Source organism: Leuconostoc sp. JNUCC 76, from assembly GCF_053667755.1.
Window position 1 is genome coordinate 908635 of the sequence record NZ_CM132206.1, and the last position, 16322, is coordinate 924956.

The following is a 16322-nucleotide window of genomic DNA, read 5'->3' on the forward strand; positions in this document are numbered from 1 at the left end:
TATGTCTAAACGTTTATCTGAAGATTTTCTTTGGGGTGGAGCTGTTGCAGCTCACCAATTAGAAGGTGCGTGGCAAGAAGGAGGTAAAGGAGTTAGCGTCGCTGATGTCATGACGGTTGGTGGACCAGACAAAGAGCGAAACATTACGAAAGGAGTTGTCTCAGGAGAATATTATCCTAATCATGAAGCGATTGATTTTTACCATCGTTACAAAACAGACATTGCCTTATTTAAAGAAATGGGATTTAAATGTTTTCGAACTTCAATTGCATGGACAAGAATTTACCCTACTGGTGAGGAAACCGAGCCAAATGAGGCAGGTTTAAAATTTTATGATGACCTATTTGATGAACTAATCAAAAATAATATTGAACCGGTCATCACGTTATCTCATTTCGAATTACCGTACCACTTGGTTACAAAATATGGCGGTTTTCGTAATCGAAAAGTAATCGATTTATTCGTTAAGTTTGCAACGACTTGTCTAAAGCGATACAAAGACAAGGTTAAATACTGGATGACGTTTAACGAGATTAACAATCAGGCTAACTATGACAATGATTTTCTGGTCTTTACAAATTCTGGGCTGCACTTTAACCATGGTGAAAATCGTGAGGAGGGCATGTACCAAGCTGCTCATAATGAATTAGTAGCTAGTGCACGAGTTGTTAAAATTGGTCATGAGATCAATCCCAATTTTCAAATTGGCTGTATGATCGCGATGGGACCTATTTATCCAGCCTCTATGAATCCAGATGATGTTCTTGCAGCTCAAAAGAGCATGGAAAAAAATTATTTCTTTGCAGACGTGCATGTTAATGGTCAATATCCGGCATTTTTAACAAAATATTGGACTCGGAAGGGATTTAACATTGATGTTACCCAAGAAGACCTGGCAGATTTACAAGCTGGTACTGTTGATTATATTGGTTTTAGTTACTACATGTCACATGCAGTTAAAAAGCCAGAAGGGTTAAACTTTGATGACATGACACCAGAAAATAGCCAAGTACGTAATACCTATTTAGCAGCAAGTGATTGGGGATGGCAAATTGATCCTAAGGGGTTGCGTTACGCCCTGAACTGGTTTACAGATAAATATCATTTACCATTATTTATTGTTGAGAATGGGTTCGGCGCATACGATAAAGTTGAAGAAGATGGTACAATACATGATTCTTATCGCATTGCATATTTACAAGAACACATTCGGGAAATGAAGTTGGCGGTAGTTGAAGATGGCGTTGACTTGATTGGATATACACCTTGGGGATGTATTGACTTGGTTTCAGCCGGGACTGGAGAAATGGACAAACGATACGGATTTATCTATGTAGACAAAAACAACCAAAATGAGGGCTCATTAAAACGTAGCAAAAAGGATTCCTTTTATTGGTTTAAAGACGTTATCGCAACGAACGCTGAAAATATTAATTAAAAAGGAGAAACACGATGAAAAAAGCGTTAATTATTTGTGCAGCTGGTATGTCATCATCCATGATGGCAAAAAAAACAACTGACTATTTCAAAAATAAAAATATAGATATTGAAGTAGATGCGATTACTGCTACAGAAGGAGAAGATGCTATTCGTAATAGTGATTTCGATCTATTTCTAGTCAGCCCACAGACAACAATGTATCTTGAAGGTTTTGAAAAAATTGGAAATGAGGTTGGTAAGCCTGTTGTTTCTATTCCCTTTAAAGCCTATATACCCATACCAACAGGTATTGAGGGCATGGCGAACTTAGTACAAGAGCATATTAATTAGCGATATGTATGATAAAGGTTGTGTGATGATGAGGAAAAAAGAACGTGATTTACTAATTTATTTAGTAGATAATTCAGATCGTTTCGTAACCAGTGAGGAATTATCTACTCTTTTGTCACTGACACCCAGAACAATTCGTAATTATATCAAAATTTTAAAAGAAACCTTAGTCTCACAAGGTGCCCAACTTGATGCGAAACCCAGTTTAGGTTATCGTTTGCACATATCTCATCCCGTTACATTTGACTTATTTTTAAATAAAAACTATGAATTATCCCAGTGGTTAATTAATGAGGACAGCAATAATATTTCGGATCGTCAAAAGTATATTTTGAACAAACTTGTTATTGAAAATCAAAAATTTCTAATTGAGGACTTAGCTGAAAAACTATTTGTTACAAGAACCACACTTTCAAAAGATTTATCGATTATTCGCAAAGTGTTAATGCCATATCAAATTAGTGTCGAAAGCAAAGCCAATATTGGTGTCTTCATTACGGGATTAGAGCGCGATAAACGTCATTTTATTTTAGATTACTTTTTCAGTCATAGTGAAAATTCTATTCAACATTATATGAAAAACAAATCTTTCTTTAAGGCAATTAGTTTTGATCAAATTACGATTATTGTTCTTGATGAATGTCGAGAAGCTGGTATTCATTTAACAGACTTTACCATACAAAATATTGTTTTATACATTGCACTAAGCGTTCAACGATTGAAATGTGGCTTTGAATTACAGGCTGTCCAAGTTGACATTAATCCTGAAATCAGAAAGGTTCGTGATGTTGCTAGAAAAATTTTTTCTCGTATTGAAAGTGGCCTATCATTAAAATTTCCGAAAAGTGAAGTAGATTATTTAACCATTCAATTAATGGCACAAGGGAAAAATATTAATATACAAAATGATGGTCCGTTACAACGGGATTTAGATATGATCTTACGACGAATTGAATTAGAAACCGACTACCCAGTTACTAAGGATTATGCTCTCAAGAAAAATATCATTGAACACCTAAAACCGATGGTAGTTCGCCTTGAGCAAGGTATTCAATTGAAAAATCCTTTGTTACAGGAAATAAAAACGAATTATTTAAGTGAGTTCATGGATACCAAGCGCTATATAAAATGGTCACCATATCTATCTCAGTTTGACATTAATGACGATGAAGTCGCTTATCTAGCACTTCATTTGATGGCAGCAGCAGAAAAATATAAAAATTTAAATAAACCAAGAGCCTTAATTATCTGCGCAACAGGGTATGGATCGGCACAGTTACTCAACAATCGTGTCGAAAAAGAATTTGGTATGTGTTTAAACATTGTTGATATTAAAGGATATTATGAAGTTGATGACACTGCTTTAAGTAATGTTAATCTCATTATCAGTGCTATTGATCTGTCAACACGTGTTTTCAAGGTCCCGGTCATACAGGTAAGTATTTTTTTAACTGAAGCAGATGTTCAAAAAATAAATGAATTTTTAGATAATGAACAAATCCGAAATAAATATATTGCTGTAGAGAAAAAGCAGCCAATTAATAGCGTTTTAAATCATTTTGATCAATTTATTGACCAGTCAAGTTTTAAAATATGGCAGGTATCGCCTCATCGAAAGGAATTACTACAAGAGTTAACTAATATGCTGATGTTCAATGAACCTACCGAATTAAAACATGAATTTTTGGAACAAATTGATCAACGTGAACAGCTGAGCTCAATCGTTTTTAGTGATACTATTGCCGTTCCACATCCTGCTATGCCGATGAGTCGAGTACCCAAAATTGCTATTGGGATTATACCAAACGGTGTCAGGTGGTCTGACGAGTATCCAAGCATTCAGCTAGTTTTCTTGCTATCACCATCTTATCGGAGCAATAAGGGTCTGACAGAAACAACGCAGGCAATAGTAAAATTCACAGAAAATACTGAAGAACAGCGTCGATTAGTTGCCTCAAAAAATTTTTCAGAATTTCGGCATAATTTTCTGTTAATGATGAAAGGAGGTAAGTATATATGAAATCAGAAGACATTCAAGTTGTCGCTTTTGAAATTATTTTACACAGTGGAAATGCGCGCACAATGGTTCATAAGGCTTTTGAAGCTATGAGAAAAAAAAACTTTAAGCTATCTAACGAAAATCTAAAATTATCAAATGACGAATTACTATTAGCTCATAAATCGCAAACAAACTTATTACAAGAATACGCTGAGGGTAGTCATATTGATATGGAAATTATATTAGTCCATGCACAAGACCACTTAATGACAACGATGACTTTACGTGAGATGGCTATTGAAATGCAGACTCTTTATGAGGAGGTACAAGACATTGAAAAAAGGAATCAAACGAGGGCCAAAAAGGCCACAGGATAAGCAGTATGGTTTAGAGGTCGCAATCGAAGAAAATCGTACGGAAATGAGCCTTAAAAGCATGCAGTTTAATCGATTCATGTTAATCCGTTATGCCACGGCATTCTTTCTGTTCGTAAACTTGTATTGGGCCATAATTATGTGGCAGACCCCAGTGGCACTAATACCTGTTGCTTTAATGCTTATCGCTTCGCTAGCAATTCTTGAACAAATTAAGTTATTTGGACATCATACGAATCAACTGATTTATTCAAAAGTGTTCTTCAGATCACAGCTTATCGTGAATATCATTTTAATGGTGAGCATCCCAACATCGTTATTTACATTTTTTTACCAATTTATACAAAATACTGGTAGTAACCGCTTAGTGGTACTAATCCTGTTATTACTCAGTAGTAGCATGCTTCTCATAGTTAACAAAAGGTTAGGCTTGATTGCAACAAATCACGATAAATATTACGCACGTTTGACAGCCTATCAGTCCGTTCTTAAAAATAATAAGGAGATGAAATAGTTATGGAAAATGGACCTATGTTTAACTTCCTGCAAAAAGTGCTTTTGAAACCAATGACCAAAGTTTCACAATATAGAATTGTGAGAGCGATCATGGCTGCTGGTATGGCTTCAATCCCTTTTACAATTGTGGGATCTATGATATTAGTTTTGAATATATTGCCGACAGTATTTCCGTTCTTAAATGATTTTTTCGACGCAACATTCTTTAAGTTTAGCGATTTGTACATGATTGCCAACACAGCAACCATGGGTATCTTAGCCATGTATTTTAGTTTAGCAATTGGTTTTGAATTAACGCGTATTATTCAAACAGAAGATAAACTAAAAGTAGCGCCATTAAATGGTGCCTTCTTATCGCTATTTGCATTCTTTATGTGCTTGCCAGAATTGGTTTTAAAAGGTGGAAAAATTGTTCTGCTAAATACCATATCCAAGGACGAAACAGTTATCAACGGATTTAGAATGACCAGCACAATCGACCGTGTTGGAACAAGTGGTATTTTCACAGCGATTATTATGGCTATTTTAGCAGTCTGGTTGTATTCATTCTGTGTGAAACATAACTGGACGATTAAAATGCCGGATGCTGTACCGGAAGGTGTATCAAGATCATTTACGGCATTAATTCCAACTTTCGTTATTGCTTTTGTTGTACTGGGTATTAATGGTTCCTTAGTGTTACTCGGTACTGACATTTTCAAAATGATTGCAATACCATTTAGCTTCGTCACAAGCATGACTAGCACCTGGCTAGGAATTATGGTGATTGAGTTCTTGATTCATGCCTTGTGGATTGTTGGTATTCATGGCGCTAACATTATTTCCGCATTCATTACGCCTATCTTCTTAGCAAATATGGTAGCAAATTCAAATGGGGCTAACATACCGTTTGCTGGAGAATTTAATAATGCCTTTGCTATCTTAGGTGGTTCTGGTGCGACACTTGGATTATGCATATTTATTACTTTACTAGCACGTTCCGAACAGCTCAAAGTTTTGGGTCGAGCTTCAATTGTACCATCATTTTTCAATATTAACGAGCCGTTAATATTTGGACTACCAATTGTTTATAATCCTTATCTAGCTATTCCATTTTTCTTGGCACCAATGGCAACAGCTTCCGTTGCTTATGCAGCTATTAACTTCCATATCATTCGGCCAATTGTTATTCAAGCACCATGGCCATCCCCAGCCGGAATCGGTGCATTTATTAGTACCGTTGATTGGAAAGCAGCAGTCTTAGCAATAATCTGTGTTGTAATAGCTTTCATTATTTACCTACCATTTATCAAAATATATGATACGAAGTTGTACAATGATGAGCAGGGGAAAACGCAAGTACAGCCTTAATGACGAGACATCGAAATACTGGTCTGTGTTTAGTAGCAGATTGGTATTTTTATATTCTCGACTGGCGGATTTGTGAAAAGTAAATTTCATCTGTAAGTCTATCACTTAATGATAAAGTTATGTGAAAAATAGAATGAATTATTTAGATTTAATAGGAAAATTATGATACAATAATGTTTGTGCTAGGGGCGCCAAAATGGCTGAGAAGAACCCTTCGAACCTGAACTGATTAACATCAGCGTAGGAAAGTGCTACATTTTTTAACGTAGCATTTTTCTCTAGGTGAGAAAAATGTTTTTTTATTGCATAAAATGACTTATTGAAAGGAATTTTTTGAAAAATGAATAATAATCACTAGGGGCGTCGCAAAGACTGAGATGATGTATATCGGTCCCTTTGAACCTGATCTAGTTAATACTAGCGTAGGAAAGTGACCAATATTTGATAACGACATGTACTGTTGTCAAAAGTGTCCTTTTTTATGTATTTAAGGGCACTTTTTTTATTGGAAAAGGAATTTAATTATGATGTGGCAGGTTCAGCTGTATTTCTGGCCTGAAAGCTTGCAAATAATATGACCGCCAATGTCTATTCATAGATGGTGGTTTAACTATGCTCTAATCGAAATTAACACAATCATTAAAATATAAAAATACAATGGAATATTAAAAAGGAAATCATAATGAATAAAAATGTTAAGTTAACAAAAATAATGGTCGTTACAATTATGATAGCGCTAGATATCGTGCTATCTCCAATTTTTAGAATTGAAGGTATGGCACCAATGTCCAGTGTCATGAATATTATTGCTGGTGTAATTCTAGGACCAGTATATGCAGTTTTTATGGCAGTAATCACTGGAATAATAAGAATGCTAATGCTAGGTATACCGCCATTGGCTTTGACTGGTTCAATTTTTGGCGCTTTTGGTGCAGGTATCTTGTATAAGTGTGGACGTAATATGTATTGGTCAATTTTTGGTGAAGTTCTTGGAACCGGAATTGTAGGATCGTTAATTTCAGTTCCGGTGATGGTCTGGTTTACTGGACAACAACAAAATTTATATTGGTTTGTGTATACACCTCGTTTTGTGGGTGCAACCATAATTGGATCAGTAATCGCTTATTTTGCTTTAGTAAATTTGCTAAAAATAAATTCTTTTAAAGAAATTCAGAGAATGTTTGTTGGGTAGCATAGCTATAAAAAATGAATTAATAAAAATTAAATCAATTTTACCTTTGCAAAAGGCACGTTAGTACATTGCATAACCAATGATATTACGTTATAAACGGTGGCTAATACTATATTGTATCTTGGTGGTAAACCTATCATGAGTAGTGATACCCGTGAATTTTCGTCATTATTTCAGTCAACAGATGCATTACTATTAAACATGGGTCGACTTAATGAGTCACACGAACAAAGTTAGGAATGGCTATGGCGCGTAATCATCCAACAGTCATCAAAGGAAATACTTCAGAAATCAGAAGATTTGTCGGCTTACCATCATTAGCAAAAGGTATTGATGGTGCTAGCTCTGATCAGCATGATCAAGCGTTAAAAGATCTCATTTTTTCTTTGAAACAAATAACAACTGATTATGCCGATACCGTGTTTGTGGCAACAGGAAAAAAGGATGTCATTGTTCAAAATGATAAATACCTTATTTTAAACAATGGCGTCGATGAATTGAATAAGTTTGTTGGGACAGGAGACATGGTTGGTGCAATGATAACTACACTTCTTGCGGTCGGTAAAGATCCATGGGTTGCCAGTCAATTTGCAATTAGCTACCTCAATATAGCAGCTGAAAAAGCACTGTCACTAACAAGCGGCATGGAAAACTTCAGGAGAGAAGTCATTAACCAAATTGACTTGCTGTGCAGTGATCCTCAATGGGTATTTAACATTAAATATTCACAATTGAAAAAAAGCAATTAAGTGAATGAAATGTTAAGCATAAAGGCAAGTTATTGATATACCAATAAGTTACTAATAGATATCTACTAACTTTAAACTGCCTACTATCAATTAGGTTGCAAACGTACTATAGTTATTATAGTGAACAAAACAAATAATTATAGAAATGAGGTTCTATCATGAAAGTAACAATTTTTGGTAAAGGCAATATGGGACAGGCAATCGGAGCTAATTTTGAAAAAGCTGGCAATGGTGTCAACTATTTAACTCCAGAGGATACAACGACAAGTCTTAGTGAATTAGTTATTTTGGCTGTGCCTTATCCTGCTTTAGACACAATCGCTCAACAATACAAACAAGAATTAAAAGGAAAAGTTGTTGTTGATATAACAAATCCCTTGAACTTTGAGACTTGGAATGAATTAGTCGTTCCAGCTAATAGTTCAGCAGCAGAAGAACTACAAAATAAGTTACCAGATAGCATAGTACTTAAGGCATTTAATACAAATTTTGCTGCTACGCTACAAAGTGGAATGGTTGGTGAAAATACAACAACCGTTTTGGTGGCAGGAAACGATGAAGGGAAGAAGCTATTTATCGAGGCTTTGAATGATAGCGATTTAAATGTTCTTGATGCGGGTCAACTTAATCGAGCTCGTGAATTAGAGGCAACTGGTTTTCTACAGATGACCTTGGCAGCTAGTGAACAAATTGGCTGGACAGGTGGGTTTTCAGTTACTAAGTAACTTCCAAAATAAAAAGCAACTATTTAAAGATAGTTGCTTTTTATTTTGCATAGCATATTCACTCGAAAAATGTGCATAATTTAATCTTATTGTTCCAGCAATGCTTTTCTTTTGTCTGGATTTTCGTCAAGATAGAAACTGCCCCAGTCAGCCATCGAATCAATGACTGGACGCATGCTTTGTCCCAAGGTTGATAAACTATACTCTACCCTAAGAGGTACTACAGCAAAGACCTGACGAACCACGAGACCATCTTCTTCCATCTCTCTCAAACTTTGCGTTAACATTTTTTGACTAATACCGGCCACACTAATTTTTAATTCTGAAAAACGTTTTGTTCCAGGTAAAAGGTCACGAATAATTAATACTTTCCATTTGCTGCTGAGCAGATCAATAGTCGTTGCTACAGGGCAGATGCCATTTTGTTCCAATAGTTTTCTAGACATAATGATTATCCTTTGTATTTTAAAACATACTTAAAGTGTGTAGGTTACTTTTAGTATCTTTTAATTATTATAGGCTTTCTTTGACGATAAGGCAAAGAAAGCCTATAATCAGTTATTTTTTTTAGTTATAACGTACTATTTGCAATATATATCGCACGCGATATAATATTGTTTAGGAGGTTACGATATGAGTAAAGATGAACATCTTTATGACGAATTGTGCTTGTCAATATACAATACAAATCGTTATTTTCATCATCTGTATGGTTACGTATTAGAAAAATATGATTTATCATATTTGCAATATATGAGCTTACTGATTATTTATAAACAGAATTCGGCTAAGCTAATGGATATTGGTGCCGAGCTTGAGTTGTCAAGTAATACATTGACACCGGTAATTGAGAAACTTGTCAATAAGTCTTGGATTGTTAAGGTGCAAAGTTCACAGGATAGACGCGTCAAGGTCTTAAAAATGTCTGATCAGAAAGCAACTACTTTTGAACGCATTTTGTCTGAAATCAAAATGATGCGTGACAACTTAATACATCAAGTTGGACGTCCAATTGAAGAAGTATTGCGAGAAAATCAAGCGCTTAATCAGGTCTTAAAAAAGATGATACAAGAAAAAGAGATATGAAAATGGATTATGATGTTATTTTTATTGGTAGTGGTCATGCTGCATGGCACGGGGCACAAACGTTAGCTCGCTCAGGAAAAAAAGTAGCCTTAGTGGAAGAAAATAAGGTTGCTGGTACATGCACAAATTTTGGTTGTAACGCCAAGATACTGTTAGATGGTCCCGCTGAAATGATGCATCATTTGCATCATTACCACGGTATCGGAATCAATGAAACGCCCAACATCATTTGGCCAGAATTGATGGCTTATAAGCACCAAATGATTGATCCTTTATCAGGCGTTTTAACACACATGCTGTCTGTTGATGGAATTGATATTATCAATGGACACGCCAAATTTTTAAATAACAAAAAAATTATTGTTGCTGATCAAGTTTATCAAGCTGAAAAATTTGTGATTGCTACTGGCCAGCGACCTGCAAAACTACCGATTTCTGGTTCAGAGTTTATGAAAGACAGTACAGACTTTCTAGACTTACCTAATATGCCGAAGTCAATTCTATTCGTTGGCGCAGGTTATATTGCAATGGAATTTGCTTCAATTGCATATGCCGCCGGGAGTGATGTCACTTTAATTGAATACGGGGACCATGCTTTAAATGGATTTGATGAGGCCTATTCTCAAATAGTCGTAGATGATATGACAGAAAGAGGCATTCATTTTAAGTTCAAACAAGCTGTTTCAAGCGTATCATTACTTGAAAATAGGCAATATCAAGTTAATACAACGCAAGGAGAGACCTATCATGTTGATTATGTTATGGATACAACAGGTCGTGTATCCAATATTGAGGGATTAGCCTTAGACGACATTAATGTTTTGTATGATAAGCAAGGTATTTTAGTTAACGATCATTTACAAACTTCTGTTGACAATATTTATGCCAGTGGTGATGTGATCTCTAAAACAATACCAAGATTAACACCAACCGCTACTTTTGAATCAAATTATATTGCCAGTGTATTATTAGGTAATCAGGAACCTATAAATTATCCTGTAGTGCCAACAGTCGCTTTTACATTGCCGCGTGTAGCACAAATAGGGGCAACCATTGATGAAGCGGCTAAAGATGAGAACTTACAAGTGCATGAAATTCCTTATGGGAGAGTTATGAGATTTCAGACACTAAACGATATTGACGCAGCAATTAAAATCGTAGTGAATAAAAACAAACAGCTGGTTGGTGCAGCTTTAATCGGTGATTTTGCCCCAGAGGTCGTCAATGCACTGGTTCCTGTGATTAATCAGCAGTACACAAGTTCGGACATTACCTCACAAATTTATGCGTTTCCAACTGCCTCAGGTATTATATTGCCAATGATTGCAAATTATTTAGCCTAAGTAAGGAGACCTATTATGAAAGCAGCAGTGATCAATCATTATGGTGGTAGAGAACAGCTAGAGGTTATCGACATGCCTATTCCTAAAGTAAAATCGGACGAGGTTTTAGTAGAAAACATGGCCACGAGTATTAATCCAATTGACTACAAAGCGCGAGAGGGATTATTAAAACGGATGTTTCAATGGCAATTTCCAGTCATTTTAGGTTGGGACATCGCTGGAATAGTTGCTTCTATTGGAGATGACGTAACAGGTTTTAAAGTTGGAGACCCAGTGTTTGCTCGGCCAGATATTGACTCAAAAGGAGCGAATGGTTCGTATGCAGAATACACAGCTGTTAAAGCGAATAAATTGGCAATAAAACCAAATAACATTAGCTTTGTTGAGGCGGCTGCCGTTCCTTTGGCTGGGCTAACTGCCTTGCAAATGCTGAGAAAAATTCAGTTATCATCTAATCAGAAAATACTAATTCAAGCTGGTGCTGGCGGGGTAGGTATTTATGCAATTCAGCTGGCTAAAATGCTTGGTGCATATGTAGTAACAACTGCTAGTCAAAATAACCATGAATTTGTGAAATCTTTAGGAGCGGATTCTGTAATTGATTATCACAAAGACAATATTCAAGATGTGTTATCTGATTTCGATGCTGTGCTAGACACAGTTGGCGATGTTGATAATGGGATTGCCATCCTTAAATCCGGTGGACACCTCGTTACCATTTCCAACACGTTAACTGATCAACAGAAAAAGACCTCAGACAAGACCGTGACAGAAGGGTGGTTAGACCCGAATGGTCAAGATTTAACAATTTTAGCATCCTACATCGCCATGGGTGAGCTTCAAATTGTTGTGGATTCTCTTTATCCATTAACCACAAAAGGTATTCAATCAGCCCACGAGCGAAGTGAAACACACCATGCCCGTGGAAAAGTAGTAGTTCAAATTAAAGAGTAGATACAGAGGAAAAATAAATGCTGGCATATATTATGGTTACATTAGTTAGTTTAGAGGCTATTGGTATTATGTTTGTAGAAATGTTTGGCACAACTTCACAGCAGGCAAAGGCATTTGATCTTAAAGAATCTTTCGTTCAGATACCAGAGGTTAAAACGTTATTAGCAAATCAAGGAATCTATAATGGATTGTTCGGTGCGCTCATTATTGGTACTATGTTGTTTGTATCAGGCCCCCAACAAGTTTTGATGTTACAAATGGAAATGTTATTTATTTTCTTGGCTGCAGTTTATGGTGCTTTAACAGCCACAAAAAAGATTATTCTAGTTCAGGGATTGCCAGCATTTATTGCAATAATTATTCTTTTTTTGAAGTAGTCTTTAACCAGCTAATATTACCGAATTAAAAAAGTGTAGCAATGACTGCGTTTTTTTTGCATAAAAGTATTATTTATATTTTAATTCTAGCATGCGCTGATAATGTTGATAAAGAATAGTGAATCAATTAATGTTGTGTTTATTCCACGGTTTCGGACGACCACAAAAATGTAAAATAGACGTGTTTGCTATCACCAAATTTGTATCAACTTGACCTCGGCTCTTAGCAAAGTGAACGATGTTATCTCGCGTATCAAACCTTTTGGTGTTTGCAAGTTCATTTTTAATTTGAGTAATTAACATTTTTAAAATAAGTTGTAAATATTTTTAAAATAAGTTGTAAATATTTTTGAAATAAATCATGAATATGATATAACCAAGGTAACCAACTATATTTCCCTTACACAATAATAACAGTTGAAATCCTCAACATTCTTAATCAATTTTCAAAAACCCTTATGTTATAATGGATAGCGTCCAATAGACATTTTTGAAAATTTAGGGGTAATGGGGAACAATGAAAAAAAATAGGGATACAAATACGCCATCAACTACTAAAAGTCGTATGGCGTTATTTCATAGTAAAAAACATAGTTCATTCAAATTATATATTATTTTAGCAGTTGTCACTGTTTTACTATCTGCTTCTGGTTATGCAGCATACTATTTTTATAGTTTGAATAACACAATTAATAAATCATTTTCATCAACAGGTCTCGATTCTGAAAAAAAAGCTACACAATTAATTCAGGATAAAAAGCCAATATCTTTCTTAGTTTTAGGAACAGATATTGGCACAGACGGTGGGTTTGGCACGAATCGTAGTCGCGTAGGATTAACTGATTCTATGATGGTTGTAACTGTTAATCCTAAAAATGAAACAACGACTTTAATTTCTATTCCACGAGATATCATGACATCCATTTCTGGGTTTGAAAGTAGTTTCCCTCAGAAATTAAATGCTGCCTATGCGTTCAAGGCAGCTTCTGATAATAATGCTTCGTTGGGGGATGGTGTAAGCACAACAATAGATACCATACAAAAGATGTTTAACTTCCCAATCAACTATTTTGCCATGGTTAACATGAGTGGACTTGGGGATGTTGTCGAACAACTTGGTGGCGTAAAAGTTAAGTCACCTTTAACGTTCGCGTTTAGCCAAGAAACTGCGCATGAAAGTGGCAAAGATCTATACCAATTTACTGAGGGTTCTAGCACATTTAAATATGCTTCTGATGGTGAAAACTTTAAAACCTATAGCAAAATGAATGGACAAGCAGCCTTAGCGTTTTCTCGAATGCGGTATCAAGATCCAAAAGGAGATTATGGTCGAACTGAACGACAACGCTTATTATTGCAACAAATTATTAGTAAAGTTAAGAAAAATCCAGCTCAGGTAGTTAATTTGAAATTCATCAATTCGACGACTAAAAATATTGCTTCTAATCTAAAATCGGAAGATATGTTGAAATTAGGTACTAACTACATTAGTGCCTCAAAGCATATTGTTTCGTATACTGTTCAAGGACAAGGTGAAACATATGAAGGAATCTCATATCAACGAGTTACCACCGCTCAGCGACAAGCAATAACAAATAAAGTTAGAAGCAGTTTGAACTTAGAAGCAGCTACAACTGGGAATGAATTTGGCAGTAATATTACAGAAAACAATTTAGCTCAAGTAGGTACCGCAGATCAATTGTATCCAGAAAATAATACTGACGAAAATATGCAGTTGCATGAAGAGTAAATATATAATTAGAAAAAGACATGTCAGGCAACATGTCTTTTTCTTTTTTAAATATAATAAAAAAGCAGCCTTGGGAGAGACTGCTTTTCTGGGAGAGAAGAGAATATTATCTTGTAGGGAGAAAGAAAATATATTCTTATATAAATAGTGGAGATACCTCTGTTAAGGTATGAATTCATAATACCGCTGAAATGTTAAATGAATATAAAAACCACGGAGTAATTATTTTCCATTAAGTCACGAAATAAATTAAAGAAAGGTATTGATTTATGTTGATTATAAGTGGTAATATCATTGTTATAATGTTAGTTAGCTAACTAACGTTTAATGATAAAGAAGGACAATTTATAATGACATCTATAGGTAAATTATTCAAAATTGGGCAACGTAATCTTGTAAAAGATCTTGATAAATTGGCCGTAACTCACGGGGTGACTGGTACGCAATTATCGGCAATTGACTTTATCGCCGACAATAAGTACGTTACGCAAAAAGATATTGAACAAGAATTTCATATAAAAGCTTCATCTGTAGCAACCATGATAGACCGAATGGTAGAGAAAAAAATGGTTACAAGAGTACCAAATGAAAAAGACAAAAGAGTTAATGAAATACATCTTACGGCGTCCGGAGAAAAGATTAATAAAATCGCTAAACAAATTATTAGCTCCCATGATGACGATATTTTACGGCCTTTTTCAGAAGATGAACGAAAAACTATAATTAAATTTTTAAAATATGTGGCAGAAGATAACAGAAATTCCTCACTAGAAGGAGAAAAAAATGGAAGAAAATAAAGTTTCAACTAAAAATGCAATGGCTATTATAGCGGTAGCGTTGGTTTCTTTTTCTGGTATTATGGCAGAAACGGCTATGAACGTTACATTTCCTGTTTTAACAAGGTACTTTAGCACATCGCTCAATTCGATACAGTGGGTAACGACTGTGTACTTACTCTCTGTAACAATTATGATCACAACAAGTGCCTATCTGAATAAAAGATATAATACCCGTTATTTATGGTTAGCCAGCCTTATTTCGTTTGCTACAGGAACTTTAGTGGGCGGGTTGGCCAGTAATTTACCGGTATTGTTAATTGGTCGTGTGTTAGAGGGTGTAGCAGCAGGTATATCAATGCCTCTCATGTTTAACTTGATCGTTCAACTAGTACCAAGATCAAAGATTGGCGTATGGATGGGTATTGGTTCTATGGTTGTCAGTTTAGCCCCTTCATTTGGTCCTACATACGGTGGCGCTTTGATCGATACTCTTGGTTGGCGATCAATATTTTTTATTCTTTTAATTGTGCCGATTATGTCGTTGTTATTAGGGTGGAAAACTATCGACAACAGTAAAGAAACACAAGCCAATGTCTCTTTTGACGTTCTTGCTTTCAGCTTATTATCAGTGTCATTAATTACGGCTTTGATATTAATTAACCAATTAGAAAATGGGACTGTCAATATCTTACTTCTAGTTGTCACCATTGTCAGTTTAACAGGTTTTGTAATTAGATCACTAACTTCAAAACAAACTTTCTTGAACATCAGATTACTCAGTAACAGTAAATTTCTATTTCTGCTACTTCCCGTTGTTTTATATATGTTTGCAAATTTGGGTATTAACCTTCTGCTGCCAAATTATTCGCAAAAAATCTTAAATACGTCAAGCTTTTGGGCAGGATTCTCTTTACTGCCTGGAACGTTACTAGGTGGTATCTTAAATCCTTATTTTGGCCATTTATATGATAAGCACGGAGATAAAATACCACTTTTGATAGGAAATACGATCTTTGGGATTAGTCTATTGGTCATGGCCTACTTCACTAAAAATTTTGGAATCATAGCATTCATACTCATGTATATGATTTTCACATTTGGGCGTAATATGGCTTTTAGCATTGGAATGACAGCATCTATTGATGAGTTGAGTAGAGATAAAAAGACGGATGCCACTGCTATTTTACAATCATCACAAATGTTTATGGGTGCATTAGGTACTACCGTTGCAGCTTTATACGGTGCACAAAAATCAGGCCTAGCTGTTGGGTTCCAACATTTCCTATGGTTGCTTTTCTTTATTTCACTTGTTATTTTCGTTATGTTCTTTGCTCGACAAAAAACAGGGAACAAATGAA

The 16322-nt window shown here is 35.3% G+C and carries 16 protein-coding genes, 1 pseudogene and 2 riboswitches; of the genes and pseudogenes, 16 read left to right on the plus strand and 1 reads right to left on the minus strand.

Annotated features, from left to right (window positions below):
* Nucleotide 1: 1 nt before the first annotated feature.
* From JNUCC76_RS04510 to JNUCC76_RS04550, 9 genes and pseudogenes are all read left to right on the plus strand, one after another.
* Nucleotides 2-1438, plus strand: coding sequence for a 6-phospho-beta-glucosidase (locus tag JNUCC76_RS04510; RefSeq protein WP_454156172.1), 1437 nt, complete (start codon nucleotides 2-4; stop codon nucleotides 1436-1438).
* Between the two features lie 14 nt (nucleotides 1439-1452).
* Nucleotides 1453-1770: a PTS cellobiose transporter subunit IIB gene (locus JNUCC76_RS04515; protein WP_454156174.1), complete on the plus strand. Its 318-nt coding sequence runs from the start codon at nucleotides 1453-1455 to the stop codon at nucleotides 1768-1770.
* 28 nt (nucleotides 1771-1798) lie between these two features.
* Nucleotides 1799-3790, plus strand: coding sequence for a BglG family transcription antiterminator (locus JNUCC76_RS04520; protein WP_454156517.1), 1992 nt, complete (start codon nucleotides 1799-1801; stop codon nucleotides 3788-3790).
* Nucleotides 3787-4146, plus strand: a complete 360-nt coding sequence (locus JNUCC76_RS04525; RefSeq protein WP_454156175.1) for a PTS cellobiose transporter subunit IIA — start codon at nucleotides 3787-3789, stop codon at nucleotides 4144-4146. The genes JNUCC76_RS04520 and JNUCC76_RS04525 overlap by 4 nt, the downstream gene beginning before the upstream one ends.
* The gene (locus JNUCC76_RS04530; RefSeq protein WP_454156177.1) at nucleotides 4103-4657 is read left to right on the plus strand and encodes a sugar transporter; all 555 of its coding nucleotides are present in this window, start codon (nucleotides 4103-4105) and stop codon (nucleotides 4655-4657) included. Before JNUCC76_RS04525 ends, JNUCC76_RS04530 begins: the two co-directional genes overlap by 44 nt.
* A 17-nt stretch (nucleotides 4658-4674) precedes the next feature.
* Nucleotides 4675-6009, plus strand: coding sequence for a PTS cellobiose transporter subunit IIC (gene celB, locus JNUCC76_RS04535; RefSeq protein ID WP_193324971.1), 1335 nt, complete (start codon nucleotides 4675-4677; stop codon nucleotides 6007-6009).
* 174 nt (nucleotides 6010-6183) lie between these two features.
* Nucleotides 6184-6273, plus strand: a riboswitch (TPP riboswitch).
* A gap of 82 nt (nucleotides 6274-6355) precedes the next feature.
* A riboswitch (TPP riboswitch) is annotated at nucleotides 6356-6455 on the plus strand.
* Between the two features lie 281 nt (nucleotides 6456-6736).
* A complete protein-coding gene (gene thiW, locus JNUCC76_RS04540) occupies nucleotides 6737-7201 on the plus strand; it encodes an energy coupling factor transporter S component ThiW (RefSeq protein WP_454156520.1) in 465 nt (154 codons plus the stop codon).
* 138 nt (nucleotides 7202-7339) lie between these two features.
* Nucleotides 7340-7950 (plus strand): annotated as a pseudogene (locus JNUCC76_RS04545) (hydroxyethylthiazole kinase).
* A gap of 158 nt (nucleotides 7951-8108) precedes the next feature.
* The gene (locus JNUCC76_RS04550; protein ID WP_454156179.1) at nucleotides 8109-8675 is read left to right on the plus strand and encodes an NADPH-dependent F420 reductase; all 567 of its coding nucleotides are present in this window, start codon (nucleotides 8109-8111) and stop codon (nucleotides 8673-8675) included.
* An 86-nt stretch (nucleotides 8676-8761) separates the two neighbouring features.
* Here the strand turns inward: JNUCC76_RS04550 and JNUCC76_RS04555 are convergent, their stop codons facing one another.
* Nucleotides 8762-9121 (minus strand): winged helix-turn-helix transcriptional regulator, encoded by a 360-nt coding sequence (locus tag JNUCC76_RS04555; RefSeq protein ID WP_454156181.1) that lies wholly within the window; start codon nucleotides 9119-9121, stop codon nucleotides 8762-8764.
* Between the two features lie 187 nt (nucleotides 9122-9308).
* Here JNUCC76_RS04555 and JNUCC76_RS04560 point away from each other — a divergent pair, with 187 nt between their 5' ends.
* The 7 genes from JNUCC76_RS04560 (at nucleotide 9309) to JNUCC76_RS04590 (ending at nucleotide 16321) form a co-directional block, all read left to right on the plus strand.
* Nucleotides 9309-9761, plus strand: coding sequence for a MarR family winged helix-turn-helix transcriptional regulator (locus JNUCC76_RS04560; protein ID WP_454156183.1), 453 nt, complete (start codon nucleotides 9309-9311; stop codon nucleotides 9759-9761).
* Nucleotides 9762-9763: 2 nt separating this feature from the next.
* Nucleotides 9764-11104 (plus strand): dihydrolipoyl dehydrogenase family protein, encoded by a 1341-nt coding sequence (locus JNUCC76_RS04565; RefSeq protein WP_454156185.1) that lies wholly within the window; start codon nucleotides 9764-9766, stop codon nucleotides 11102-11104.
* Nucleotides 11105-11119: 15 nt separating this feature from the next.
* On the plus strand, nucleotides 11120-12058 hold the full coding sequence (locus JNUCC76_RS04570) for an NADP-dependent oxidoreductase (protein ID WP_454156187.1): 939 nt from the start codon (nucleotides 11120-11122) through the stop codon (nucleotides 12056-12058).
* Between the two features lie 17 nt (nucleotides 12059-12075).
* Nucleotides 12076-12435: a DUF1304 domain-containing protein gene (locus tag JNUCC76_RS04575; protein ID WP_454156189.1), complete on the plus strand. Its 360-nt coding sequence runs from the start codon at nucleotides 12076-12078 to the stop codon at nucleotides 12433-12435.
* A 517-nt stretch (nucleotides 12436-12952) separates the two neighbouring features.
* Entirely contained in the window at nucleotides 12953-14185 is a 1233-nt protein-coding gene (locus JNUCC76_RS04580) for an LCP family protein (protein WP_454156190.1), read from the plus strand.
* Nucleotides 14186-14535: 350 nt separating this feature from the next.
* The gene (locus tag JNUCC76_RS04585) at nucleotides 14536-14982 is read left to right on the plus strand and encodes a MarR family winged helix-turn-helix transcriptional regulator (protein ID WP_454156192.1); all 447 of its coding nucleotides are present in this window, start codon (nucleotides 14536-14538) and stop codon (nucleotides 14980-14982) included.
* On the plus strand, nucleotides 14969-16321 hold the full coding sequence (locus JNUCC76_RS04590) for an MFS transporter (protein ID WP_454156194.1): 1353 nt from the start codon (nucleotides 14969-14971) through the stop codon (nucleotides 16319-16321). Before JNUCC76_RS04585 ends, JNUCC76_RS04590 begins: the two co-directional genes overlap by 14 nt.
* Nucleotide 16322 lies beyond the last annotated feature (1 nt).